General features: G+C 73.1%; 15 protein-coding genes. 2 read left to right on the forward strand and 13 right to left on the reverse strand.

Going from position 1 to position 23,467, the window contains the following annotated elements:
- Nucleotides 1-37: 37 nt before the first annotated feature.
- The 9 genes from NAEX_RS27290 to NAEX_RS27330 all read right to left on the reverse strand — a co-directional run bounded on the left by NAEX_RS27290 (nucleotide 38) and on the right by NAEX_RS27330 (nucleotide 17,847).
- Nucleotides 38-2,842 carry a serine/threonine-protein kinase gene (locus tag NAEX_RS27290; protein ID WP_170136045.1) on the reverse strand — a complete coding sequence of 935 codons (2,805 nt, stop codon included), beginning with the start codon at nucleotides 2,840-2,842 and terminating at the stop codon, nucleotides 38-40.
- Between the two features lie 460 nt (nucleotides 2,843-3,302).
- Nucleotides 3,303-4,022, reverse strand: a complete 720-nt coding sequence (locus NAEX_RS27295) for a hypothetical protein (RefSeq protein ID WP_096330415.1) — start codon at nucleotides 4,020-4,022, stop codon at nucleotides 3,303-3,305.
- Between the two features lie 363 nt (nucleotides 4,023-4,385).
- Nucleotides 4,386-6,068 (reverse strand): peptide chain release factor 3, encoded by a 1,683-nt coding sequence (locus tag NAEX_RS27300; protein WP_096330416.1) that lies wholly within the window; start codon nucleotides 6,066-6,068, stop codon nucleotides 4,386-4,388.
- A gap of 85 nt (nucleotides 6,069-6,153) precedes the next feature.
- On the reverse strand, nucleotides 6,154-7,623 hold the full coding sequence (locus tag NAEX_RS27305) for a TolB family protein (protein WP_096330417.1): 1,470 nt from the start codon (nucleotides 7,621-7,623) through the stop codon (nucleotides 6,154-6,156).
- A 249-nt stretch (nucleotides 7,624-7,872) separates the two neighbouring features.
- Complete coding sequence (locus NAEX_RS27310) at nucleotides 7,873-9,405, reverse strand: hypothetical protein (RefSeq protein WP_096330418.1); 1,533 nt, start codon at nucleotides 9,403-9,405, stop codon at nucleotides 7,873-7,875.
- A 23-nt stretch (nucleotides 9,406-9,428) separates the two neighbouring features.
- Complete coding sequence (locus NAEX_RS27315) at nucleotides 9,429-10,958, reverse strand: hypothetical protein (protein WP_096330419.1); 1,530 nt, start codon at nucleotides 10,956-10,958, stop codon at nucleotides 9,429-9,431.
- Between the two features lie 390 nt (nucleotides 10,959-11,348).
- The gene (locus tag NAEX_RS27320; RefSeq protein WP_096330420.1) at nucleotides 11,349-12,407 is read right to left on the reverse strand and encodes a prolipoprotein diacylglyceryl transferase; all 1,059 of its coding nucleotides are present in this window, start codon (nucleotides 12,405-12,407) and stop codon (nucleotides 11,349-11,351) included.
- 587 nt (nucleotides 12,408-12,994) lie between these two features.
- Nucleotides 12,995-13,951: a tetratricopeptide repeat protein gene (locus NAEX_RS50785; protein WP_096330421.1), complete on the reverse strand. Its 957-nt coding sequence runs from the start codon at nucleotides 13,949-13,951 to the stop codon at nucleotides 12,995-12,997.
- Between the two features lie 32 nt (nucleotides 13,952-13,983).
- Nucleotides 13,984-17,847 carry a VIT domain-containing protein gene (locus NAEX_RS27330; protein ID WP_170136046.1) on the reverse strand — a complete coding sequence of 1,288 codons (3,864 nt, stop codon included), beginning with the start codon at nucleotides 17,845-17,847 and terminating at the stop codon, nucleotides 13,984-13,986.
- Nucleotides 17,848-18,091: 244 nt separating this feature from the next.
- On the opposite strand from NAEX_RS27330, the gene NAEX_RS27335 reads away from it, so the two are divergent.
- Nucleotides 18,092-18,925: a hypothetical protein gene (locus tag NAEX_RS27335; RefSeq protein WP_096330423.1), complete on the forward strand. Its 834-nt coding sequence runs from the start codon at nucleotides 18,092-18,094 to the stop codon at nucleotides 18,923-18,925.
- Nucleotides 18,926-19,070: 145 nt separating this feature from the next.
- Here the strand turns inward: NAEX_RS27335 and NAEX_RS27340 are convergent, their stop codons facing one another.
- The 3 genes from NAEX_RS27340 to NAEX_RS27350 all read right to left on the reverse strand — a co-directional run bounded on the left by NAEX_RS27340 (nucleotide 19,071) and on the right by NAEX_RS27350 (nucleotide 21,734).
- Nucleotides 19,071-19,664 carry a hypothetical protein gene (locus NAEX_RS27340; RefSeq protein WP_096330424.1) on the reverse strand — a complete coding sequence of 198 codons (594 nt, stop codon included), beginning with the start codon at nucleotides 19,662-19,664 and terminating at the stop codon, nucleotides 19,071-19,073.
- Nucleotides 19,665-19,752: 88 nt separating this feature from the next.
- Nucleotides 19,753-20,325, reverse strand: a complete 573-nt coding sequence (locus NAEX_RS27345) for a hypothetical protein (protein ID WP_096330425.1) — start codon at nucleotides 20,323-20,325, stop codon at nucleotides 19,753-19,755.
- A gap of 38 nt (nucleotides 20,326-20,363) precedes the next feature.
- A complete protein-coding gene (locus NAEX_RS27350; RefSeq protein ID WP_096330426.1) occupies nucleotides 20,364-21,734 on the reverse strand; it encodes a tetratricopeptide repeat protein in 1,371 nt (456 codons plus the stop codon).
- A gap of 164 nt (nucleotides 21,735-21,898) precedes the next feature.
- Between NAEX_RS27350 and NAEX_RS27355 the strand changes: the two genes are divergently transcribed.
- Nucleotides 21,899-22,882 (forward strand): hypothetical protein, encoded by a 984-nt coding sequence (locus tag NAEX_RS27355; RefSeq protein ID WP_100792821.1) that lies wholly within the window; start codon nucleotides 21,899-21,901, stop codon nucleotides 22,880-22,882.
- A gap of 69 nt (nucleotides 22,883-22,951) precedes the next feature.
- Here NAEX_RS27355 and NAEX_RS27360 read toward each other — a convergent pair whose 3' ends face one another.
- Complete coding sequence (locus NAEX_RS27360) at nucleotides 22,952-23,359, reverse strand: hypothetical protein (RefSeq protein ID WP_143140333.1); 408 nt, start codon at nucleotides 23,357-23,359, stop codon at nucleotides 22,952-22,954.
- Nucleotides 23,360-23,467 lie beyond the last annotated feature (108 nt).

Raw genomic sequence — 23,467 nt, forward strand, 5'->3', positions numbered from 1 at the left:
GAGGTCGATCGGATCATGCAGATCCGACATCCTCCGATCATTTCCGGCGGGCGTGGCCGGAGGCTCGGATCCGTACCAACAATTGCCGCAGCTCGCGGGCGGTGGCGTCGTCGTCGGGCAGAAGCGCGAGCGCGCGGCGACAGTGCGCCTCGGCCTCGCGCCTGTGGCCGCGCTCGAGCTCGAGCTCGGCCGCGGTGCCCCAGGCGTACGCGGCGACGGCGGGCGAGACGCCCCGGAGCTCGGCGAGCGCGCGCCGGATCGCGTCGGCGGCGCCCGGGAGGTCGCCGAGGCCCTGGCGCGCGGCCGCGAGCCCGACGCGCATGGCGACCGCGTTGTCGCGCGTCTCCGGCAGCTCGGGGCCGGCGGCGACCAGCGCGAGGCCGGCCTCGTAGCTGCGCAGGGCGGCGCGATCGTCTGTCCCGAGGGACAGGTCGCCGCGCAGCTTGGCGAGCGCGATCCGGTCGGCGCGGCCGGCCGACGGATCGACGACGGCGGCGAAGGCCGCGGCGGCGCGCTCGGCGGCGGCGCGGGCGGAGGCGAGGTCGCCGCGGGTGTAGTGGACGACGGCGAGGTCGAGCTCGAGGCTGGCGCGCTCGCGCGCGTCGGGGTCGTCGGCGGCGACGGTCAGCGCGGCGCGCAGGTTGGCCTCGGCCTCGGCGTACTGGCCGGCGGCGAGCTGGTAGCGGGCCAGGCTCTGGCGGGTGTCGGCGACGCCGCGCGAGTCGGGGCCCTCGCGGCGGAGCTGCAGGCTCAGCGCCTGGCGGGCCAGGTCGACGGCCGGCAGGTGCTGCCCGCGCTGGTGGGCCTGCTCGGCGTGGTGACGCAAGATCCGGGCGGCCAGCGCCTCGTCGACCTGCCCGTGCTGCAGCGCGCGGGCCAGGCGGGCGTGGGCCGCGTCGAGGTCGCCGCGGCGCAGCTCGGCCCACGCGGCCGACAGCTGCAGGTCGACCATGCGCGCGCCGGTGGCCTGACCGATCCGGTACAGCGTGCTCTCGGCGTGCGGCAGCAGCAGCAGCGCGTGCTCCGGGTCGGGGTCGCGGGCGGCGTCGACGAACACCAGCCAGCGCCAGGCGTCGGCGACCAGGAAGTCGTCGCCGACCGCGCCCGCGTCGCTGGCCGCGGCCTCGAAGCGGCGGCGGGCCCCGGCCTCGTCGCCGACGTGCATCGCGGCGACGCCGAGCGCGAGGTCGGCCCGGGCCGCGCGCCAGCGGTCGCCGACCTGCTCGGCGCGGGCGCGGGCCGGGTACAGCCGCGCGGCCGCGGTCGCCGGGTCGCCCGCGAGCGCGAGCGCGGCGCCGGACTGGAGCTGTTCCTCGAGCCATGTCGTTTCCGCCAGGTCGATATGGACAGGCGGCGCGACGGTGAAGGCCAGGCGGCGCGGGTCGACGCAGTCGGCGGCCGGCGGGAGCGCGCGGTCCCACAGGGCCAGGCGGCCGTCCCAGCCGCGGCCGAGCTCGGGGACGGCGGGCGCGCCGGGGGGATCGTCGAGGCGCTGCCCCGATCCGGCGGCCGGCTCGCTCGCGGGGCTCTGCGCGTCGACCAGCGCGCCGGCGACCGCCCGCAGCGCCCGCTCGCGCTCGTCGAGGCAGGTCTGGGCGCGGGCGCGGGCCGCCTCGTCCCAGCGCGCGCCGGCGCGGCAGGCCTGGGCGCGGGCCTCGGCCCACTGCAGGACATGTTCCGAGAACCATGTCTCGATGGACATGCCCGATTCGCCAGCCGAGCGCAGGGCCGCGCGCTGCTCGGCCGGCCAGACCGCTTCGGCGAGGGCGGCCGGGTCGGCGCAGGCGTCGGCGGTGCCGCTGCCCTGGAGCGCGGCGCCGAGGCCGGCGCCGAGGGCCGCCGCGAGGCCGACGACCGCGAGCGGGCGGCGGCGGCGGGGCTGCAGGCCGGCGGTCAGCTCGGCCAGCAGGGCGTCCATGGTCGGGAAGCGATCGGCGCGGTCGAGCGCCAGGCCGCGGCGCAGGGCGGCGAGCAGCCAGGCGGGCACGGCCCGGGGCTGCGGCGCGGAGCGGCGCCAGTCGGGCAGCTCGCCGAACAGCGCCTCCCACAGCGCGACGCAGAACGAGTACTGGTCGCTGCGCGCGTCGACGGTCGCGCCGGTGTCGTACAGCTCCGGGGCCATGTAGCGCGGCGTGCCGGCGCGGCTGGTGAGCACGAACTCGGGGCCCGAGGGCTCGTCGCCGTCGACGGTGGCGGCGATGTCGCGGCTCGAGTCGCGCATGCGCGCGAGGCCGAAGTCGATCAGGCGCACGCGGCCCTCGCCGTCGACGAGGATGTTGCTCGGCTTGAAGTCGCGGTGCAGCAGCCCCTCGTGGTGCGCGGCCGCCAGGCCTTGGCCGGCCTGCAGGTACATCTGCACGATCTCCCGCCAGCCGCGCGGCGCCTCCGTCTGCCACTTGCGGAGGGTGACGCCCTCCACCAGCTCCATGGCGATGAAGAGGTTCTCGCCCTCCTCGCCGATCTCGTACACCCGGACGACGTTGGGGTGGTCGACCTGGGCCAGGCTCTGGGCCTCGCGGATGATGCGGGCGCGCACGACCTCGTCGAGGCTGCGGGTCGGGATCTTGATCGCCACGCGGCGGGCCAGCTTGTGGCTCCACGCGGCGAACACGACGCCCATGCCGCCCTCGCCGAGGCGGCGCAGGAGGGTGAAGTCGCCGATCTCGTCGCCGGCCGCGGGGCCGCGGCCGCGTCGTGCGCCGCCGTTCGCCTCGGCCGCGGCTTCGGTGCTCAGCGCGGACTCGCCGCCGGTCTCGGCGGTCGGCTCGGGCCGCGACCGCGCCGACAACAGGTCGGCGCAGATGGTGCTGGCGTCGCCGTCGATCCCGGGCTGCACGGGCATGGCCCCCATGAGCGACCGCGAGGGGCCCGGCGGATCACCGGTTCACCGTGAGGACCGTGACGAGCGTCGGGGCGCGATCGCTCGCGGTGGCGCAAGCGGACACTGGTCCGCGGCGTGGGCTGGGATTCGAGCTGTCCTCGAGGACAGTTGATTGCGCGCGTGCGAGTCGCGCCGGGCGCGCCGTGCTCGCGGCCAGAGGCTGTGCGCGTCACCGGCGAGATGTCTGAAGGGACAGATGCAGGCGGCCTCCGGGTCGGCCGTGCGCGACGGATCGCGCGCGTCACGGACCCCGGGTGCGCCGTGAAATGATTGAAGGGACAGGTTCAAGCCGCGCGCGTCGAGCCCGTCGCGCGGCGAGAAGACTCGGCTTCGCGCGAGCGCCGGGACCGGCGCTGGGAGGCCGCGCGGCGAATGACATGGCCTCGGGGACAGGCGATGCCAGTGCCAGCCTGCGTCCGACCTAGAGCCGCCACGGCAGCTCCGCCAGCCGGCGCGGGCCGGCTCCGAACAGCGCGTCGACGCGGGCGGACAGGTCGCCGTCGCCCGGGAGGGCGATCGTGGCTTCGGTGTAGACGTGGCACGCGTCGCCGGCGTCGTGGACGACGACGCCCTGGACCCGCACGCGCAGGGTCGATTTCAGCGGCCCGTAGGCGGGCAGGAGCAGCGACCATTGTCCGCGGGTCAGGCGCTGCTCGATGAAGGCCGCGGCCGGCCCGTAGGTCGGGTCGCTGCGGATGGCCTTCGCGCGCGCCACCTCCCACGCGTAGCGCTCTCGATTGGCGCTCTCGACCGCGTCGCGATGCCAGCGCTGGCGCAGCTTGCCGACTTTGTCGCCGCCGCGCAGCGGGATCGGGATGCCGTCGACGAGCCGCGGCTTCAGGGCGTCGGGGTAGCCGGGCTCGCCCGTGGGCGCCAGCAGCAGCGCGGCGATGCCGAGATCGCTGAGCCCTTCGTCGAACGGGCCGGTGTACAGCCTTCGCTCGCTCTCGCGGAGCTGGGGGGTGTCGATGCCGGCGGGCGGGCCGAAATGCAGGCGGTCGCCGTCGCTGATGTAGGCCAGTTCGACCCGGGTCTGCTGCAGCCTCGGCGACACGAGCTCGCCGGCGAAGCGGACCAGCAGCACGCGAGCGGCCAGCGGGCCCTCGACCGGCTCGCGCGTGAGGGCGGGGCGGTCGAACACCTGGAGGTCGAGCGTCAGTCCGGCCGCGAACTCGGGCCACAGCGCCCGCTCGAGCTCGGCTACCTCCTTGGCGCTGTCAGCCCGGCGACAGGCGCGATGCCACTCGCCGCGCGCGACCTGCTCGGCGATCGTCGGGGCAGGCGGAGCTCAAGGCGGCGGCGACGACGAGGCCGGGCAAACTCGGGACGCGAGCAGACACGCGGGCGAGTCTACGCGAGGGGGTCGTGGACTTTCGCGCGGACGGTGAGACCGTGCTCGCCGTCACCTGCTCGCAGCCGCGCGGCGGTCGCGGGGGACTCTCACTCGGGCTGGAGGAGCCGAGGGGCTCGCTTCGTTCTTTCGCGCCGCGGAGCCACGGCCGGCTCAGGTGTGCTCGCGGGTCGAGCTGAAGCGGAGGTCGGGGAAGCGCTCCTCGACCTTGGCCAGGTTCCACTTGTTGGGCGCGAGGTAGGCCAGGTCGCCGTGGCTGTCGTGGGCGAGGTTGCCCTGGTTCTTCTGCTGGAAGCCCTCGAGCATCTTCTGCACCTCGATCTTGCTCTTCGTGGTCGGCTTGGGCGTGATCCAGCGGGCGGTGGTGTACTCGACGCTCTCGTAGTCGGCGTCGACGTCGTACTCGCTCTTGAGGCGGTGCTTCATCACCTCGAGCTGGAGCTGACCGACGGCGCCGACGATGAACATGCTGCCGACGAGCGGCTTGAACACCTGGATCGCGCCCTCCTCGGCGAGCTGTTGCAGGCCCTTGGCCAGCGCCTTGGCCTTGAGCGGGCTCTTGAGCAGGACGCGGCGGAACAGCTCGGGGGCGAAGCTGGGGATCCCGGTGAAGCGGAGCTGCTCGCCGGCGGTGAAGGTGTCGCCGATCTTGATCGTGCCGTGGTTGGGCAGGCCGATGATGTCGCCGGCGTAGGCGGCCTCGACGATCTCGCGGTCGCGGGCCATGAACATCGTCGCGTTGCCGAGCCCGACCTCGCGGCCGAGGCGGCAGTGGTGGGCCCGCATGCCGCGCTCGAACACGCCGGAGCAGACGCGCAGGAAGGCCATGCGGTCGCGGTGGTTCGGGTCCATGTTCGCCTGGATCTTGAACACGAAGCCGGAGAAGGCCTCCTCGGTGGGCGCGACCCTGCGCGTGGGCACGGGCTCGCCGGGGGCGGGCGCGGTCGCGGCGGCGGGGCCGGTGATCGCCTCGCGCGCGAGCGGGCCGGGCGCGAGGCGGATGTAGGCCTCGAGCAGCTCGCGGACGCCGAAGTTGTTCATCGCCGAGCCGAACAGCAGCGGGGTCTGCTTGCCGGCGAGGAAGGCGGCGTGGTCGAGCGGGGCGCTGGCCTCGCCGAGCAGCTCGGCGGCCTGGCGCAGCTCGTCGACCTGGTCGCCGAGCAGCTCGTCGAGCCGAGGATCGTGCAGGCCCTCGACCAGGATGCCCTGCTGGATCTTGTCGTGGCCCTGGGCCTGGAACAGGTGCAGGCGGTTGTGCATCAGGTCGTAGACGCCCTTGAAGCGCTTGCCCATGCCGATCGGCCAGGTCAGCGGGCAGCAGGTCATGCCGAGCTTCTTCTCGACGTCGCTCATCAGCTCGAGCGGGTCGAGGCACTCGCGGTCGAGCTTGTTGATGAAGGTGACGACCGGCGTGTCGCGCAGGCGGCAGATCTCGATCAGCTTCTCGGTCCGCTCCTCGACGCCCTTGGCGCCGTCGATCACCATCAGCGCGGCGTCGACGGCCGTGAGCACGCGGTAGGTGTCCTCACCGAAGTCGGCGTGGCCGGGCGTGTCGAGCAGGTTGACCTGCACCGGCGGCGCGTCGGGCGGCAGCTCGGGGTGCGGGTACTCGAAGCTCATCACCGAGGTGGTGACGGAGATCCCGCGCTCGCGCTCCATCTCCATCCAGTCGGAGGTGGTGGCCCGCCCGGCCTTCTTGGCCCGCACCGCGCCCGCGAGCTGGATCGCGCCCGAGTACAGCAGGAGCTTCTCGGTCAGCGTGGTCTTGCCGGCGTCCGGGTGGCTGATGATCGCAAAGGTCCGACGACGGGCGACTTCGGCGGCGAGCTCGTTCACGGCCCGCGGGGAGGTAGCAGAGGTGACGCATCACCGCCAGCCCCGCAGGGAGCGAGGTCGCGCACGGCGCGCGCGGCCGCACCCGTCACTTCGGCGGCAACGGCGTCATCCACAGGCCAGGCTCCGGGCCGAGCAGGTCGAGCCAGGCGTAGGCGAGCTGGTCTTCGTCGGTGCGCAGCGGCCAGGGCGAGTGGGCCCGCTCGGCGAGTGTGGTGTAGCTGCCGGTGTCGCGGTCGATGACGACGAGGTCGACGGCGCCGTCGAGGTCGGAGCTCGGGAAGCGGACGATGTAGCGGCCGTCGTCGAGCCGGGAGTGGTAATACGACATGCGCGGCAAGACCTCGGCGTGTCGGCCGCTGGCGAAGTCGTAGCGCCACAGGCTGCCGAGCCACGCGTCGCGGTCGGTGAAGACGAGGTAGTCGATGCCGTCGCCGTCGTGGGCGAGAAAGGCCGGACTGTCGGCGAACGCGCCGCGGTACCACACGTGCTCGGCGCCCGTCACAGGGTCCCAGAGCTTGAACGACACGGTCTCGCCGGGCTCGAACGTCTCGAAGACGACGATGCCGTCGTCCCAGATCTCCCACTGGTCGTGCGCCGGGATCTCGAGCGCGGCGCCGTCGGCGAGGCGGTGCATGGCGGCGAGCTTGTAGCCGGGACCGGAGAGGCCGGCGAGACCGGTTTCGTGGTCGAAGCCCCAACTGCCGTAGTTGGAGCCGGGGAAGTCGGGATCGCGGCCCCACGAGCGCTGGCAGAAGTCGTTGATTAGCAGCGGTCGCTCGCTGCCGGTGTCGAGGTCGCGGAGGTACACCGGCTCGGCGACGTCGTCGCCCATCTCCTGCCAGATCAGAGAGGGCGAGGACACGGAGAAGGCCCGCACGCCCGTGAGGAGGATGGTGGTCTCGCCGGTGTCGACGTCGACGCGTCGCAGCTCGCCGTCGTCACGCAGCGCGAGCAGATCGAGGCCGTGACGGTCGGAGCGGACGACCCCGTCGGCGAGGAACAGGGCCGGCTGCGCCGGATCGCCGTCGTGGCTGTAGAGGGTGTACGTGGCCATGCCGAGGCCGGCGGCGTAACCGGTGGGGGTACCCGGCTTCTCGTTGCGGACGAACACGATGCGGTCGGGCCAATAATCAGCCCGGTAGTCGGCCGGAGGCAGGCCGGCGAGCACCTGCGGTTCGGGGAGATCGTCGCGGTCGACGAGGATCTTCTGCGTCAGCTCGTCGAGGTAGTAGGTGACCTCGCCGGCCGGCGTGTCGAGCGTGCGGAGCTGCTCGCGGTAGGGGATCGCGTCTTCCTCGACTCGCTCCGGCTCGCCGCCGCAGGCGTCGATCTGCCAGTGGGAGGTCGCGTCGCGCTCATCGTAGGTGAAGGCGATCCGGCCGTCCTCGACGCCGAGGACCTCCGGCTCGGCCGCCGGGTCGAAGGCCCAACCGTCGGGCGGGGCGGCCAGGCGGACCGGGCCGGTCAGCGGGCAGAGCGAGGCCGGCTCGTCGGGCTGACAGGCCGCGACGGCGAGGGCGATCAGCGGGGCGGCGAGGATCGGCCGACAGAGCATGTTTTAAAAACCATGCCTTTCAAAACATGTTCCCAAAACCATGGGATTCTCGACTCACTGGGCTGGAGCGAGGGGTCCGAACCGGGGCGTCGAGGCCGAAGACGACGGCGAGCGGAGGAGGCGTCGTCGTTGAAGCGGCGCGGCCGGGGGCCACGCGGGCATCGGGGTCGAGCGGGCGCCGTCGTCGCTCGGGCCGCAGGTCGAGCTGCCTGTGGATACATGTCTTTGAAAACATGATGAGAAGACATGTCAGTGCGAGGCGAGCGGGGCGGCCCACAGGCCCGGCTCGTCGCCGCGGCTGTCGAGGTAAAGGACGCCCTGGTCGGGCATGTGGACGAAGTCGTCGACGCGCTCGGCGATGGTGGTGTAGACGCGGGTGTCGGCGTCGAACACGAGCAGGTCGTAGGTCCACTGGATCTCGGCGCCGGCCTGCACCGGCTCGGCGCGGACGGCGGTGAAGTAGCGGTGGGCGTCGAGCGGGCGGTAGTCGCGGCCGATCCGCGGGGCCCGCTCGGTCAGCTCGCCGGTGCCCAGGTCGACGCGCAGGAGGCTGCCGGCGGTTTCGTCGGTCGGATCGGCGAGGAAGTACTCGAGCTCGTCGCCGACGCGGGCGCCCGCCTCGACGGTCGCGTCGGCCGGGCCGCGGTACCACACGCGCAGGTCGCCGTCGGTCGGGTGCCACAGCGCGAGCACGAGGGTGCCCTCGTCGGGCATGACGAGCACGAAGTCGTCGCCCAGCGCGCCGCGCTGCCCGCGGTGCTCGGGGATCGCCAGCGGCTCGCCGGTGTCGGTGCGCACGGCGGTGACGAAGGTGCCGTCGGGGCCGACGAGCGCGGCGGCGGTGCTGTCCCCGGTCCAGGTCCAGCGGCCGACGGCGGCGAGGTCCTGGTCGGGCATGCGGTTCCACGAGCGGGCGGCGAAGTCGTTGACGGCGATCTCGCGATCGACGCCGAAGTCGGCGACGGCCACCCGCGCGCGGACCTCGAGGTCGCGCAGGTAGACGGGCTCGACGTCGTCGTCGCCGATGGCCTGCCAGATCAGGTGGCGGCCGTCGCCGGCGAGGGTGAAGTAGCGGACGCCGTCCTGCAGGGGCTCGCGCTCGCGGGTGAACGGGTCGACCTTGCGCAGCACGCCGTCGTCGTCGAGGACGAAGACGTGGCCGCCGTGCTGGGCGAGGCTGACGACATTGTCGCCGAGGAGCAGCGCGGGCGCGTCGGGGTCGCCGTCGTGGGTGTGGACGACGGCGGTGCCGGCCTCGACGCCGGCGGCCTGGCGGGCGGCGCCGGTCGGGCGATTGACGCTGGCGAACAGGGCGTAGCCGGCCTCGTGCGGGCTGCCGCCGGGGACGTCGTAGCCGGGCAGGCCGCCTACCGGGCGCGGGACGTCGAAGCCGGGGACGTCGAGGCGGTCGAGCACGACGTGGCGACCCTCGCGGTCGACGGCGTAGACGAGGGTGCCCTCGGCGGTCTCGAGCGAAAACGGCAGGACCGTGCCGGGCGTGAAGGTGGTGAAGCGCCGGGGGGCGCCGCCGCAGCGATGGATAAGCCAGTAGCCGGGGTCGGGGTCGCCGGCGTCGTCGAAGCTGTAGAGCAGGCGATCGCCGAGCTGCTTGAACGGGTAGACCCGCGCGGGCCCGGGCTGCCAGCCGTCGGGCGGGGCGGCCAGGCGCACCGGCGCGTGCAGCGGGCAGGCCGCGGCGAGGCTCTCCGGCGCGACCGCGTCCTCGCCGCACGCTGCGAGCAGCAGCGGCAGGGCGGCGAGGTATGCTGGTCGAAGAGACATGGCCTTGAAGACTTGTGTTGGGGTTACTGCTTCAGCGGGAGGGGATGGATCCACACGCCGGGCGCCGGGCCCTGCGGGGCGAGGTAGGCGACGCCCACGTCGGGGAGGAGCGCGTAGGCGGTGACGTCGTCGGCGATCGCGGTGTAGAGGCTGGTCCCGGGGTCGACGAGCTTGAGGTCGCGGGTGAATTCGGCGACGTAGGCCGAGCCGGACAGCGGCGGGCCGAGGAGGACCTGGCGGTCGAAGGCGATGAAGTAGCGGCCGTCGGCGAGCTCGAGCGGGTTCCAGGTCGTGCGCACGAGCAGCCGCTCGCGCTCGCCGGTGCTCAGATCGACGCGCCAGAGGGTGCCGGTGTCGGAATCGCCGGGATCGCCCTGGAAGTACTCGACCTGGTCGCCGTCGACGCGGCGCAGGGCGACGGTGACGTCCGCGCCGCGGTACCACTCGCGCACGCCGCCGCCGACCGGGTCCCACAGCACCAGGACGCGCTCGGGGTCGTCCTCGGTGAGGAGGATGATCTGCTCGCCGGCGAAGCCGATGAACCTGATGTGCTCGGGGATGGCGAAGCTCTCGGCGTCGGTGGTGCGCACGACCCTGACGAGGACGCGGTCCGGGCCCGGCTGCGCGACGAGGTCGCCGTGGTCGCTGACGCGGACGCCGCCGAGGTCGCCCTGCTCCGGGTCGCGCAGCCACGACTGCTGCGCGAAGTCGTTGACGGCGATCGCGAGGTCGTCGCCGGTGGCGAAGTCGTGGACGTAGATCGTCTCGACGAGGTCGTCGCCGAGCTCCTGCCAGACGACCTTGTTCTGCTCGGCGAGCGGCTGGAAGTGACGGACACCGGCGAGGAGGAGCTCGCTGTCGCCGGTGAGGATGTCGAGGCGGTGCAGCTCGCCGTCGTCGTACAGGACGTGGTACTGCCCGAACTCGCCGGCGATGCCCCGGACCAGGACGAACTCGCCGAGGGCGACCGCGGGGACGTCGGGGTCGCCGTCGTGGCGGTACCAGGTGGTGGTGGCGCCGCCGATCCCGGCCGCGTACGCGCCGCGCTCGCTGGGGTGCCGCTCGTAGAAGAGGTGAAAGGGCGCCGGATTCACGCCCGCGGAGGCGGCGCCGTCGAGGCTCTCGGGCAGGCCCGGCACGGGCCGCGCCTCGTGGTCCTCGTCGCCGTCGAGGCGGCCGAGGATATACGGCCTGCCGATCGCGTCGTTGGCGTAGACGACGAGCCCGTCGGCGGTGGTGATGGCGTGGGGGTTGTGGAGGCCGGGCGCGAGCGCGGGGAACGGGGCGAGCTCCCCGGTGCAGCGATCGAAGCGCCAGTAGACGCGGTCGGGGGCGTCGAAGCGGTCGAAGGTGAAGAGGAGGTGATCGCCGAGGACCTCCAGGCCGTACCAGACCGCGGGGTCGGCGACGAAGCCGGGCGGGGCGGCCACCACCCGCGTGGGCTCGGTGACCGTGCAGGCCTCCGCGAGAACTTCGGGCCCGCCGCCGACCGGCTCGCGACACGCGGCGAGCAGCGTGCAGACGGCGGCGATGCTGAGGGCCCCAAAGGACATGGTCGAACGGCCAGGTGACAGAGCGAGCTCGCACGCGGCCCTACACCTCGGACCTGGAGCAGGAGCGATCGCGGAGCGCGATCGGGGCATGATCTCGGTGTCGCCGACGGGCCAGCCCCCGGCCGGCCGAATCACTCGCTTCGCCGCAACCGCGGATCGGGCAGGCGCGGGCCCTGGAGCACGGCCCGGCTCGTCGGATGGGGACGCCGCGTGATGCAGGCAAGCCGTACGGGTCGACGAGCGCACACGTTGAGGGTGTCCCGCGTGCGTCCGCGGGGCAAGTGCGCGCGTCCGCCCCGGGGCGCCGGCAATTGGAGGGAATGCCCGCAGAAACGACGACGGCCCGCCCCTTGCGGGTGCGGGCCGTCGGGGGCCTTCACGGGGCGCCGGTCAGCGATCGCGGTCGTTGGCGCCGAGGCCCATCTCGTTGATGTCGACCTTCACCCCGCCCGAGGGCTTGCTGAGCCACGAGCCGACCGACTTGTAGTGGACGCCGAAGGCTGCGCAGGCCGCGAGGAAGATGAAGACGAAGTAGAGGATCGACGCGGGGTTGGCGATGACGTGGACGTAGCGCAGCTGGAGGTTGATCGGCAGGTTGCTGGCGTCGCTGGCGAGGCCGAACACCAGGACCAGCAGGCCGAAGGCGATCATCATCAGGCTGTAGATGTTGGTGTGCGTCCAGCGACCGACCTTGCCGCGGTCGTCCTGGCGGAACCGCTCGAGCGCGAAGCGGATCACCGGGTGGCTGATGAGGTACAGCGCGGCGAACATGCCGTCGAACACCTTGAACGGCAGCAGCGCGTAGAAGATCGTGAACTGGACCAGGTGGGCCGTCAGCGCGTAGAGCTGGGCCGGGTGGATCTTCACGCCCTGCAGGTCGGGGCGGAAGCGCAGCACCTTGCTGTGCGGGCTGGTGTAGGCGACGCCGAACCGGCTGTCGGTCGGGCGGCCCCAGCAGCAGCCGTAGACGTAGCAGCCGAGCCGGCAGATGGCCTCGCCGAGCGGCATGCAGAAGCCGGCCGCGTCGAGCAGCGCCAGCAGGCTGATGTTGGTGAACAGCGAGTAGCCGGCGAACGCCATCATGCCGCCGAAGATGCCGCCGTGCAGCATGTAGCCCGGCTTGAGCAGGGTCTGCAGCGGCTTTCGGAACAGCTCGCGCCACTCGAGCAAAATGCTCGTCAGGCGCGAGACCATGAGGATCGAGGGGATGGCGAAGAACAGGTAGAAGCCGGCCGTCTGCGCCGTGTCGGCCCCGACCATGCCCATGTACCAGGTCGCCGTCGACACGCCGACGAGGAACGCGAGGCCGGCGATCATGCCGTAGGTGACGAAGATCCAGTCACCGGCGCGGAACAAGATCGTCTTGTTGTGGAAGTCGCGGAGGAAGGCGAGAAGCCCAGTCCGCGGAGCCTCGAGCTCGATGCTTGCATGGCGGGTGGTTCCGGACATGGTTCGCGGCAAGGTACCCGCAGGCGCCCTCCGGCTCAAGTCCACGACCGAAGCGCACCCTCGTCGGGGGATCCCCTGAGGCCCAGGATCCACGGCGGCGTTTTATTCCCGCGACGAGGCCCTCGATCGGCGTAATTCGTGACGACAGCGTGACGCACCCGCAGATCTGCGAGTGACCTCTATCACCGCCTCCGGTTGTTACACGCCTGTCCAAAAAGCCCGGTCGGCGCGCCCACGCCCCGGGTCAAAATGGCGCGTAGCGAGCTGTCTCTCGGGACATATGGCGCCGACGCCGGGGGCGGTGGGTGCGGAGATGTCCGCCGGGACAGGTCGAGCGCGGAGAGGCGATGCCCGCAGGGGCAGGCCGCGCGGGCGTGAGGCAGGAGATGTCTTTGGGGACATGTGACGGTGTGTCGTGCGGCCTGCGACGAGTCGAGCGCGTCGCCGAGCCCGCACCAGGCTGCGCCGCGGCCGCGTGACGCGAGCGGTCGTCGTCGCTGCAGAGCCGGTTCCGGCGATGCTGGCGGCCACGGCTGTTCGCGGTCTTCGTGGATGCAGGGCGGAGCCGGCGAGGCGAGCGGCTGCGGCTACTCGCCGGCCTTGCCGGCGGGCGCGGAGTTGGCGGCGGCGCGGCGGGTGACGACGTCGAGCTCGCCGAGGCGGCGCTCGAGGTGGGCGCTGAGCGGCAAGCTGGGGTCGCTGCGGGCGGCCTGGAGCTCGCCCCAGATCTTGCGGGCGTCGGCGAGGAAGGTGATCGCAGCCTCGAGGTCGCCGGAGGCGAAGGTGGCGGACGAGGCGGCCGCCAGCGCCTCGGCGTGGGCGAGGGTCGAGGGGCCGACGGTGGCGATCGCGTCGTCGTAGAGCTTGCCGGCGGCGATCACCGCCTCGACCGGCTGGCCGGCGGCGAGCAGGATGTCGACCGCGAGCACGCCGTCCTCGAACCGATCGAGGCTGTCCTTGTGGACAGCCATGGCGCGGCGCACCGACTCGAGCGCCTTGTCGGGCTGACCGAGGGCGAGCTGCTCGCGCGCGAGGCCGCGGAAGGCGTCGCCGGCGAGCCCGGGCTCGCGCGTGAGGTCGATGGCGGCCAGCGCCTCGAGGTCCTGGCCGCGAGCCTCGGCGTAGCGCTGCTGCGCGCTCAGCAGGGCGCCGTGGAGGATGTGCCAGCGGGCCCGCTCGGCCCCGCTGGCGCGCGGGCCGAGGCGGTCGAGGTCGCGGGCGAGGACCTGCAGCTGCTTCAGCGCGGCGGGCTGGTCGTCCTGACGCAGCGCGAGCTCGATGGCGAGGGCGCGGAGGGCGTCGCGCCCGGGATCCGGGCCGGCGTCGGGCGCCTCCGCGAGCCGCGGGACGAGCTCGGCGCGGACGACGTCGACGAGGCCCATGGCGGCCTTCTGCCGCAAGATCGGCAGGTCGCCGATCGCCGTCGGCTCGGGACCCGCAGGGTCGAGCACGACGGCCGGCTCGCCGGCGCCGGCGCGCGCGGCGGTCTTGCAGCCGGCGAGGCCGGCGACGAGGAGGAGGACGGTGGCGTAACGAGCGGGCACGTCGGTAGTCGGCTGAGGGTCTCGGTCGTGCGTCACTCGTCGTAGTACACGCGGCCGTAATTGAGACTGTAGCCGACGGTGGCGAGGCGCAAGCTGCCCTGGTCGAGGGTAAAGGGGTAGGTGCGAGTGACGGTCGGGGTGCGCAGGGTCAGCTGGCCGGTCACCGCGCCCTGGCCGGAGAGCCGCGAGACCTCGATCGCCAGGGTCTTGCGGACGCTGCGGTAGATCAGCTCCTCGGCGTTGGCGGTCTCGGCGACGAGGACGTCGTCGGGGCGGAGCGCGCTCAGGCGGCGGCCGCTCGGGTCGACGACGGCGATGTCGACGTCGCCCACGCCGGTGAACACGAGGCTGGCGCGCAGGTCGGCGCCGCCGGGCAGGTCCGGGAGCTGCGGGCGCAGCGTGCCGAGGTCGAGGTCGCGCAGGGCCCGGGTGATCTCGGCCGTGCGCGCGGGCGCGGCAGCGAGTGTCTCTCGGGCCATGTCTGTTCGGCCCTGTCCCGAGAGGCAGCGGGCGAGGTCGACGCGGAAGCCGGCGCGCGCCGGGTCGATGCTGACGAGGGCGCGGCGGTGGGCGCAGCTGCGGGCGAGGTCGCCCTTGCTGGCGAAGCCCTGGGCGAGCTGCTGGTGCAGCGCCTTGTCGAACGGCTTGACCTCGGCCGCGGAGGCGTAGGCGCGCGCGGTGGCGGGGTCGGAGCGGGCGGCGAGGAGGTCGGCGACGGCCATCAGCGCGGGGGCGTGGTCGGGGTCGGCCTCGGCCCAGGCGCGGGCGTAGGTGAAGGCGTCGGTGGCCCCGGCGCGGATCGCCGCCTGGACCAGCTTGCGGTGCGCAGAGCGGCTGGTCGGGTCGATGTCGACGGCCCGGCGCAGGGCGTCGATCTTGGCGGTGGTGGCGGCCGTGGGGGCGGTCGCGGGGCTGACCTTCCAGACAGGTTTGGGGCGATACGGGCGCGGGCCGTAGCCGCGACCGACGCCGCCGCCGCTGGCGATCGCGTCGCCGTCCCAGCTCTCGGCGATGTCCATCTTGGACTTGGCGGCCTCTTTCTTGGCCGGGGCCGGCGCGGGCGTCGAGGTCGGCGCGGGACGGGAGGCGACCTTCTCGTCGGCGGGCGCGTCGTCGAGATCGATCGGCGCCTCGGGCTCGGCGGCCGGGGCTTGCTCGGCACCGCGGGCGCGGCGGTCGTCGTCGCGCTCCTGCGCGCCGGCCAGGCTGTCGTAGAGCTCTTCTTCCGCGTTCTTGCCCCTGTTCTCGCGGGTGCTGCTCGCGGCGTCGGCCATCGGCGCCGGCGGCGGGGCCGGATCGAAGGCCGGGCTCTCCGCCGGCCGGGGCTCGGGGCGCGCGGCTTCCATGTCCTTCGGGACAGGTTGCGCGGGGGCCGGCGCGGTGGCCACGGGCACGCCGCCGGTCGGGGCGACCGTGCCCTTGGCGTCGGCCTTGTCGGGCTCGAGCTTGCCGGTCCAGCCGGTGGTGCGGCCGGACTGACGTACGACGTTGAACTCGCGGTACATGGCGTCGTTCTCGAGCACGAGGAGGGCGGTGTAGCGCGAGAGCACGGTGTACTGGCGCGAGAGGTCGATGATCTCGGCGCGCGCGGCGTGGCCGCGGCCGGCGGTGAGCGCCTCGATCTCCTCGCGCGCCCAGGTGCGCGGGAGGTGGGCCCGGCGCGAGGCGTCGGGGCCCGGGGCGGCCTCGAGGTCGACCTGGATCCTGTCCGAAACGACCTGTCCGTCGGGACCGGTGGCCTGGATCGTCAGCGGGCCGTGGACCGGTTGGCTGAGCTTGCCGACCAGGGTGATGGTCTCGCCGGGGCGGACGCCGGCGATCTGCTCGGGGTGGGTGTAGACCATGCCGTGCGGCAGGCTGATGTCGACGTTGCGGGCGACCGGGAGGGCGGCGCGCAGGCCGAGCTCGCGCGCGAGGCCGCGGAGGTCGTCCTTGGCGTCGGCGCGCAGGAGGTCGCCGCCGGTCTTGCGGGCCAGCGCCGACAGGACGGTGAGGTCGGAGCGGGCGCCGAGCGCGACGGCCTGCACGCGCGTGCCGGCGAGCGGGCGCTCGACGTCGCGGAGCAGCTCGTCGGGGGCGAGCGCGCCGGCGCTGGGGCTGCCGTCGCCGAGGTAGACGATCACGCGCTCGGCCTGGCTGGCCTTCGGGTCAGCCGCGTCGGTGCCGAGAGCGGCGGCGGCGGCGCGCATCATGCCGCCGATGTCGCTGGCGCCGGCGAGGAGCTGGCCGTCGAGGAAGCGCTCGACCTCGGCGAGGTGGGCGCCGGAGGCGGGCCCGAGGCCGCCGGGGGCGACGTCGCAGGCGGCGTCGCAGGCGAGCACGGTGATGCGGTCGCCGTCGCGCAAGGTGGCGGCGGTCGACTGCACGAGGCTGCGCGCGACGGTCCACAGGTCGGGGGTGGTGCTGTGGCTGCGGTCGAGGACGAAGGCGAAGTGACGCGGGCGGTCGCTGGCCGCGAGCTTCAGATCTGGCTTGAATGCCAGCATGAAGTAAGCCTGGCCGTCGCGGTCGAGGTGGGTCTCGGTGTGGACCCGGCGCTCGCCCTCGGGCAGCGGGATGTCGACGCCGAGGTCGTGGACCGGGCGGAAACGCTGCGACTTCGTCGCCAGCTCGACGCGGTCGCCGAGGTCGCGCCGCTGCAGCGCGGCCATCGGCGTGACGAGCTCGCCGGTCGCCGGCAGCTCGGACTTGTCGACCTCGATGGCGAACTCGAAGTTCTCGATCTCGGTGCCGCTGGCGCCGCTGCTGGCGCCGGTCATCGGGTATCGGTAACGCAGGTCGTCACCGACGACCGGCAGCACCTGGGTGTAGCTGAGACGGATTTTGCGCTCGCCGCGGCCGGGGATCGGGAAGATCTTGAGCTTGAAGATGTTGCCGCGCTCCCACTCGAGCAGGGCCGGGTCGCGCGGGATGGTGGCGTCGACGATCTGCTTGAAGATCGCGCGCGCGCGCTGCTTCTCCAGCATCTCGGCGTTCATCCACGTGTTGCCGACCAGCAGCTGGAGGCCGGAGATCGAGGCGTCGGCCGGCAGCGGGAAGCGGTACGTGCCCTCGAGCACCTCGGCCGCCTCGTTGTAGAAGGTCTGCTCGATCTCGGTGCGCGCGATCCGGCCGGAGATCGCGACGTGGACCTTCTGATCGACGAGCGCGAGCTTGTAGAGCTCGGTCTGGCTGCCGGCGCGGCGGGCGGTGAGGCTGCCGACGCCGGCGGGCACGGCGTCGGCCATGCGCGCGGCGACCTCGAAGGCGCGCGACCAGGCGGTGTCCTCGAGCGGGCGCAGGCTGACCTCGGGCTGGGCCGGCTGCTGCGGGGCGAGCGGGGTGTCGACGTGGGCGCCGGGGCCGAGCGGGACGTCCTGGCCGGCGGTGCGCAGGCGAGCTGACCCATAGACCACGTCGTAGCTGCGGCGGTCGCCGCGGGCGAGGACACGGGCCTCGCCGGTCGAGACGTCGAAGGTGTCGGCGCCGGCGCGCAGGGCCAGCGGCGGCTGCCCCGCGGCGACGATGGCGACGAGCTCGCCGCGGTCGAGGTCGAGGGCGCGGGCGTCGGGCGCGTCGGGGAGGGTGAGCCGGGTGTCCTCGTTGATCCGCAGCACGGTGCCGCCGCTGAGCCGGATCTCGACGATGGTGCCGCGGGGGACGAGGAGGGTCTGGCCGGCGCGCAGCTTGGCGCCGGGGCCGAGGAATGTCCCTTCGGGCAGGTCCTCGGTGCGCGCGCCGACCGGGCCGGAGAAGTTCGTCAGCTCGGCGACGGCCTCGCCCTTGGGGTCTGCAGGGGCGACGGGGGTACCTCCGGGGCCGACCGGGCCCTCGGTGGCGGCTGGCGCCGGCGGGTTGCAGGCGGTGACGAGCGCGAGGGACAGGGTCGAACAGAGGAGGCGTCGCGCGTGCGGCATGGTGGCTCCGGCGGGGCGGGGAACGTCCCGGGGATGGGTGTGGTCTCGCCCGGCGCTCGGCCCGAAAAACGCGGGGCAGCGGGCCATCCTTACACAGCCGGAGGCGCCGCGGGGGCCTTCGCGGGGGGCGCACGGCCGGGCGGGCCCGCGCGTGGCCGCCCGCATCTGCGCGGCGCCGACGATCCGCGCCCGTTCTCGCCAAGTTATAGCCAGGCGCGGCGATGTTGCTTACTGTTAGCGCTCCATGGCTTCGGCGAAGGAAGTCTTCCTCGCGCACGCGGACAATCCGGCGTACGACCCCACGGTGGCGGAGCTCCGCCGCAGCTTGACCGCGGCCAAGCAGGAGGCGCTCGAGAAGGCGCGCACGGTCGCGCAGGACGATCTCAAGCAGGTGATGCCGATCCTGTACGAGCGGATCGTGGTGACGACGATCCAGATCGCGGCGCACGTCGGCCTCGGCGTCGGGCTCGCGCTCGAGGCGATCGACGAGGCCCGCAGCCACACCTCGCTGTCGCTGTTCTCGCGGGAGATCCGCGAGATGATGACCGAGACCGGCGTGTCGCTGAAGCGCCGCCACTCGAACCGGATCGCCAAGCTGGTGGCCGAGATCGAGGCCCAGCGCCTGGCCTGGCGGCACAACCACGAGTTCCTGTCGTGGCTGGCGTTCCGCCGCGACGACCCGCGCTACCCGCCGCACGACCGGCGCGAGCGGCTCGAGGCGTTCAAGCTGCAGCACCGCCTGCTGACCAGCCGCGACGCGGTGATCGGCAAGCTCGGCGCGCCGCTCGCCGCGGCGCTCGAGGGCCACGACCGCTTCATGCTGGCCAACCGCTGGCGGCTGTCGCCCAACGCCGAGCACGCGGTCGAGCGCTACTCGTGGCCGCTGCTGTCCCTTCAGCCAGGTCCGGTGGTGATGCTGGAGTTCGCCCGCATGGAGTACGACGCGTTCGTCGACGCCGGCGGCAACAAGGAGCAGGCGCAGGCGCTGCTCAAGAAGATCGCGGCTGCGGTGCGCGACCAACTGGCGGCGGCGCTCGAGCACCTGCCCGAGGACGCGCGCTCGGGCCTCATCGCTTGAGCGGGCGGCGACCGCGAGGGATGGGCTCGCGGCACGTGCGGGCTCGGACTCGCGGATCAGCGCTCGCATCACTCGCAGGCGCGGACTCGTCGCGGGCGGGACGCGAGCGCAGCGACTCGCGGAGGCGCACGAACGCCGCCGTGAGTCACTCGCGCGTGTCGGGGCAGCCCGGGGGCAGCGACTTGCAGGGCGCGAGCGGTTCGTCGGCGGGGCAGGCCTCGTCGAGGGCGGCCCAGAACTCCTGGCTGTCGTTCCAGCCGTCTTCGCGGGCGACGTCGCCGAGACAGAGGTCGATCATCTCGAAGCGGCGGGGCAGGGCCTCCGGCGGGTAGGCGATGTGGTCGGTGCTCTGGCAGTAGCCGGCGCGGCACTCGAACTCGTCCGGGTCGAGGAAGAAGTTGAGCTGCGGACAGTCGGCGTCGGTCTCGCACACGACCATGCGGCTCCACTCGTCGACGAACTCCCACGCGCCGTAGCCGCCCGGGACCACGCAGGCGCCGTCGATCGAGATGAAGCGCGACCAGGAGTAGCCGTACCACGGCCGTTCGTCGCCGTCGCAGCTCGGCAGCGGCGCGGAGCCCTCGATCCGCCGCACCTCGCAGCCGGTGTACTGCGTGCAGTCCCACGCGAACACGGCGCCGCTCTGATCGGTCAGCCGCTCGGGGTTGAGCTCCTCGACCGGATCTTCGCCGATGATGCAGGCGGCCGCGAACAGCGGGAGGACCGCGAGACGTCGCATGGCGGCATCCTAACACGAGCCCGCCGCGGCGCAGGCGAGCGGCGGGTAAAGGGCCGGCGGGCGCGGAGAATCGCCGTTCCGACGGCCTTCAGCCGCGCGGGTCGGGGCAGCCTGCGGGCAGGCTCGGGCAGGGATCGTTGGGCCCGCCGGGGCAGGCCTCGTCGATCGCGGCGGCGAGCTCGGGCGAGGGCTCGTAGGGCTCGTAGCGCGGGATGTGGCCCAGGCAGATCTGCTCCATCGCCCAGCGGTTCGGCAGATCGTCGAAGGACTCCGCCTGGTCGGAGTTCTTGCAGAAGCCGGCGTTACACTCGTAGGCGTCGTCGCCGATGAGCGGGCAGTCGCTGTCGGACTCGCAGACGACGAACCGGCCGAGGCGCGCGAAGCTGACCCAGCCCTGCGAATCGGCGCACACGGCCGACAGCTCGATCATGTGGTTCCACGAATAGCTGTAGCCGGGCTCGAGCTTTGGCCCGCAGTCGTCGACCGGCAGCGGCGGCGACCCGTCGAGCAGGCTCAGCCGGCACCGCCCGTCGTCGTCGCACTCCCAGCCGAATACGGCGCCGCTCTGGTCGGTGAGGATCTCCGGCTGCGTGAAAGCCTCTTCGCCGTCGCCGCAGGCGGCGAGGAGCGTGAGCGAGACAAAGGTTGCGGAGGTTCGCATATGCCGACGAAACCTCGAGGCTCGGCGGCGCATTCCCGTCACTGCACGCGGTCGAGCCGCTCGATGAACGCGCCAATGTCGATCGGCGGCGGGATCTTGGCGTTGTCGAACTCGTCGCGGGCGAGGACGGCGTGCGAGCGGGCGTGGTCGTACTCGGCCAGGCGGGCGTCCATGGTGGCGGCGAAGAAGTAGCGCAGGCCGCGGCGCATGAGGTCCTTCTCGGACTCGACGTCGGCGAGGAGGGCGTCACGGCAGACGGTGATGAGGTCGTTCTCCTGCGGCAGGGTGACGTAGGCCTCGAGGTTGTCGAGCGCGAGCTCGAGCTTGTCGGTGACCAGCGGGCCCTCGAGGAGGATCGACGGGAAGGCGGCCTGGAGCTGCCGGATCGCCGCGCTCTGGCCGTCGGCGGCGAGGGTCATGCGCGTGAGCCCGAGCAGCGACGGCAGGTGCGTGCCGTCGAGCTTGCGCGCGGCCTCGTAGAAGCCGCGCGCGGCTTTGAGGTCGCCCTTGTTGCGCGCGACCTCGCCGCGGAGGAACAGCGCCTGGGCTTGCTGGCCGACGTCGCCGAGCTTTTTGTAGTTGGCCTCGGCCTCGGCGGCGTGCTTGTCGGCGGCCGCGAACTCGCGCTGCTCGAGGGCGATGACGGCGAGCATGGTGGAGATCGTCGGCTCGTCGTAGCCGCCCTCGCGCGCCAGCAGCAGGAACGGCTTGGCGGCGGCGCCCGAGTACTCGCCCATCTGCACGCCGGCCCACAGGAACGCGAGGTCGGGGGTGAGGTGGTTCTCGGCCGCGAGCGCCGCGAGGTCGCCCTTGAGCACGCCCTGGGCCATCTCGGCGGCCTCCTTCGAGGGCGGGCAGCGCGACACGTAGGCGGTCGCGCGCGCGCGGGCGATCCGCGCCTGGGTCTGGAGGATCGGCTCCTTGGCGGTCAGCGCCGCGTCGAGGTTGGTCAGCATCGCCTCGACGGCGATGTCGCCGGGGCCGAGCTTGGTGTCTTCGCTGTAGTCGCTCTTGCGCGTGGGCGGGGTCTTGGGGTCGAGGTCGACGAGCCGCCAGGCGACGCCACGGATGCACGTGGTGAAGTAGAGCGCGGCCAGGTCGGCGCGGGCGACGGTGATCCAGTGGCGGCCCTCGCTGTCGGCCAGCGCGGCGAGGACCTCGTCGGCGCTGCGGGCCTTGCCGTCCTGCAGCAGCTTGCTGGCCTTCTCGAGCGCGGCGACGGTGGTGGGGCCGGCGTGCGAGCGGGCGGCGTCGACCAGCGGCGTCAGCAGCAGCCACTCCTGCCACGAGCCCATGGCGACCTGCGCGGCGCCGGGCTCGGGCGCGGCGGGTCCGCGGCCCTTGCAAGCTGTCCCGAGAGACAGGCCGAAGGCGAGCGCGACAGCGAGGGCGGAGCGGCGGAGCGGCACGGCTGCGAAGGGTAGCGCGCGGGCGCTCGCGACCCGGGGGCCGGAGGCGTGACGATCTTCACGGATCGGCCGGCTGTAAGCCGCGCGGACAGGGGGGCGTTCGGGGCGCGAGGCCGGCGGACGGCCTCGCCCTGCCCCCGGCGGGCCTGCGGAGACAGACGATCATGCGACGACCCAGCAGCAAGTCCTTCGGCTTGATGGCGACCCTTCTCCTCGGCGCGGCGGTGTTCGCCTGCGGACCGGGCGTCGCCGAGGCCCACCGGCCGTGGAGCGATTCGGGGCAGATGGTGGCGCCGCCGTGGGGCCAGGAGGTGTCGCTGACGATCGAGAGCGGGTACGGCGGGGCGCTGCCGACCTACCAGCACGGCGGCTCGGTGTTCGTCGCCGGGCAGATGGGCGAGCGCTACAACATCCGCGTCCGCAACAACTCGGGCGAGCGCGTCGAGGCGGTGGTGACGGTCGACGGGCGCGACGTGGTGAGCGGGCAGCTCGGCAACTACAAGACGCAGCGGGGCTACGTGCTCGAGCCGTACGGCTCGGTGCTGATCGAGGGCTTCCGCCAGTCGCTCGACCACGTGGCGGCGTTCCGCTTCACCGACGTCGGCAACAGCTACTCGGGGCGCTGGGGCACGCCGCAGCACGTCGGCGTGATCGGGGTGGCGGTGTTCAAGGAGCACCAGCCGCGCAAGCTGCGGCGCCAGCCGCCGCCGCCGATCGCCACGCGGCCGTACTACGAGCCGTACTACGGCGACTACGACGCCGGCGGGGTCGAGAGCCAGATGCGCTCGGCCCCGCCGCCCGCCCCGGCCGACGCGCCGGAGGCCAAGCGCGCGGCCGCGGCCCCGCACGGCGGCGGCTCCGCGCAGGCCGAGGCGGCCTCCCCGTACGACCCGAGCCCGCGGCTCGGCACCCAGTACGGCGAGACGACCTACAGCTCGGTGCGCGAGGTGACGTTCGAGCGCCGCCACAAGCGCCGGCCCGACGTGATGATGACGGTCTACTACGACAGCGCCGAGAACCTGCGCGCCCGCGGAATCATCGTCGACCCGTACTTCTCGCCGCCGCCGCCCCACGACCCGCGGCCGTTCCCGGCCACCAGCGAGCGCCACAACCAGTACGCGCCGCCGCCGCCGGCCCGCCGCTACTGAGCGAACGAGCATGTCTTCTGGGGCATGGTTGGAAGGACAGGGCCCCAGAGTCCTGTCCTTTTTGACATGTCACCCGGGCCAGCCGATGAGGTAGCGGCTGAAGAAGCCGAGGCCGGCGCTGGTGGCATTGGCCAGCAGCGACCACAAGAAGGCGCGCTTCAGGCCGCAGCCCCGCAGCAGCAGGGCCTCGACGACCACGGCGAAGGTCTCGGCGAGGAGGAAGTAGACGGTGTAGCGGTGGGTCTCGAGGAACGGCCAGCGGTAGGCGAGGTCCTCGTAGGCGCGCGAGTAGAACACCCCGAAGAACACGAACCACACGTAGGGGTGCGTCAGCGCCGAGGCGAGGAAGGCGAGCCCCACCCGCTGCGGCCACGCGAGCGACGGCACGCGGTCGGGTCCGCCCAGCGCGCGCAGGTAGATCGGCACCTCCACCAGCTGGGTGAAGGCGAAGGACCAGAACCAGCGAGCGACCATCACGTGCGCGCAATGTACCAGGTCGCGGGCGGTCACCGGGTAGACAACGCGGTTGTCGCACGCGGTCCCTGCTGTTATCGTCCGCCCCGCCGGCCGTCACGGCCGCAGGAG

This window comes from Nannocystis exedens (assembly GCF_002343915.1).
Taxonomy (GTDB): domain Bacteria; phylum Myxococcota_A; class Polyangia; order Nannocystales; family Nannocystaceae; genus Nannocystis; species Nannocystis exedens.

Bases quoted from the DNA above. Each gene is read 5' to 3' on its own strand.
- NAEX_RS27340 (WP_096330424.1), bottom strand. From the start codon at position 19,664: ATGCGACGTCTCGCGGTCCTCCCGCTGTTCGCGGCCGCCTGCATCATC.
- NAEX_RS27335 (WP_096330423.1), top strand. From the start codon at position 18,092: ATGGCTTCGGCGAAGGAAGTCTTCCTCGCGCACGCGGACAATCCGGCG.
- NAEX_RS27305 (WP_096330417.1), bottom strand. From the start codon at position 7,623: ATGCTCTGTCGGCCGATCCTCGCCGCCCCGCTGATCGCCCTCGCCGTC.
- NAEX_RS27330 (WP_170136046.1), bottom strand. From the start codon at position 17,847: ATGCCGCACGCGCGACGCCTCCTCTGTTCGACCCTGTCCCTCGCGCTC.
- NAEX_RS27290 (WP_170136045.1), bottom strand. From the start codon at position 2,842: ATGCCCGTGCAGCCCGGGATCGACGGCGACGCCAGCACCATCTGCGCC.
- NAEX_RS27355 (WP_100792821.1), top strand. From the start codon at position 21,899: ATGCGACGACCCAGCAGCAAGTCCTTCGGCTTGATGGCGACCCTTCTC.
- NAEX_RS27315 (WP_096330419.1), bottom strand. From the start codon at position 10,958: ATGTCCTTTGGGGCCCTCAGCATCGCCGCCGTCTGCACGCTGCTCGCC.
- NAEX_RS27345 (WP_096330425.1), bottom strand. From the start codon at position 20,325: ATGCGAACCTCCGCAACCTTTGTCTCGCTCACGCTCCTCGCCGCCTGC.
- NAEX_RS27320 (WP_096330420.1), bottom strand. From the start codon at position 12,407: ATGTCCGGAACCACCCGCCATGCAAGCATCGAGCTCGAGGCTCCGCGG.
- NAEX_RS27310 (WP_096330418.1), bottom strand. From the start codon at position 9,405: ATGTCTCTTCGACCAGCATACCTCGCCGCCCTGCCGCTGCTGCTCGCA.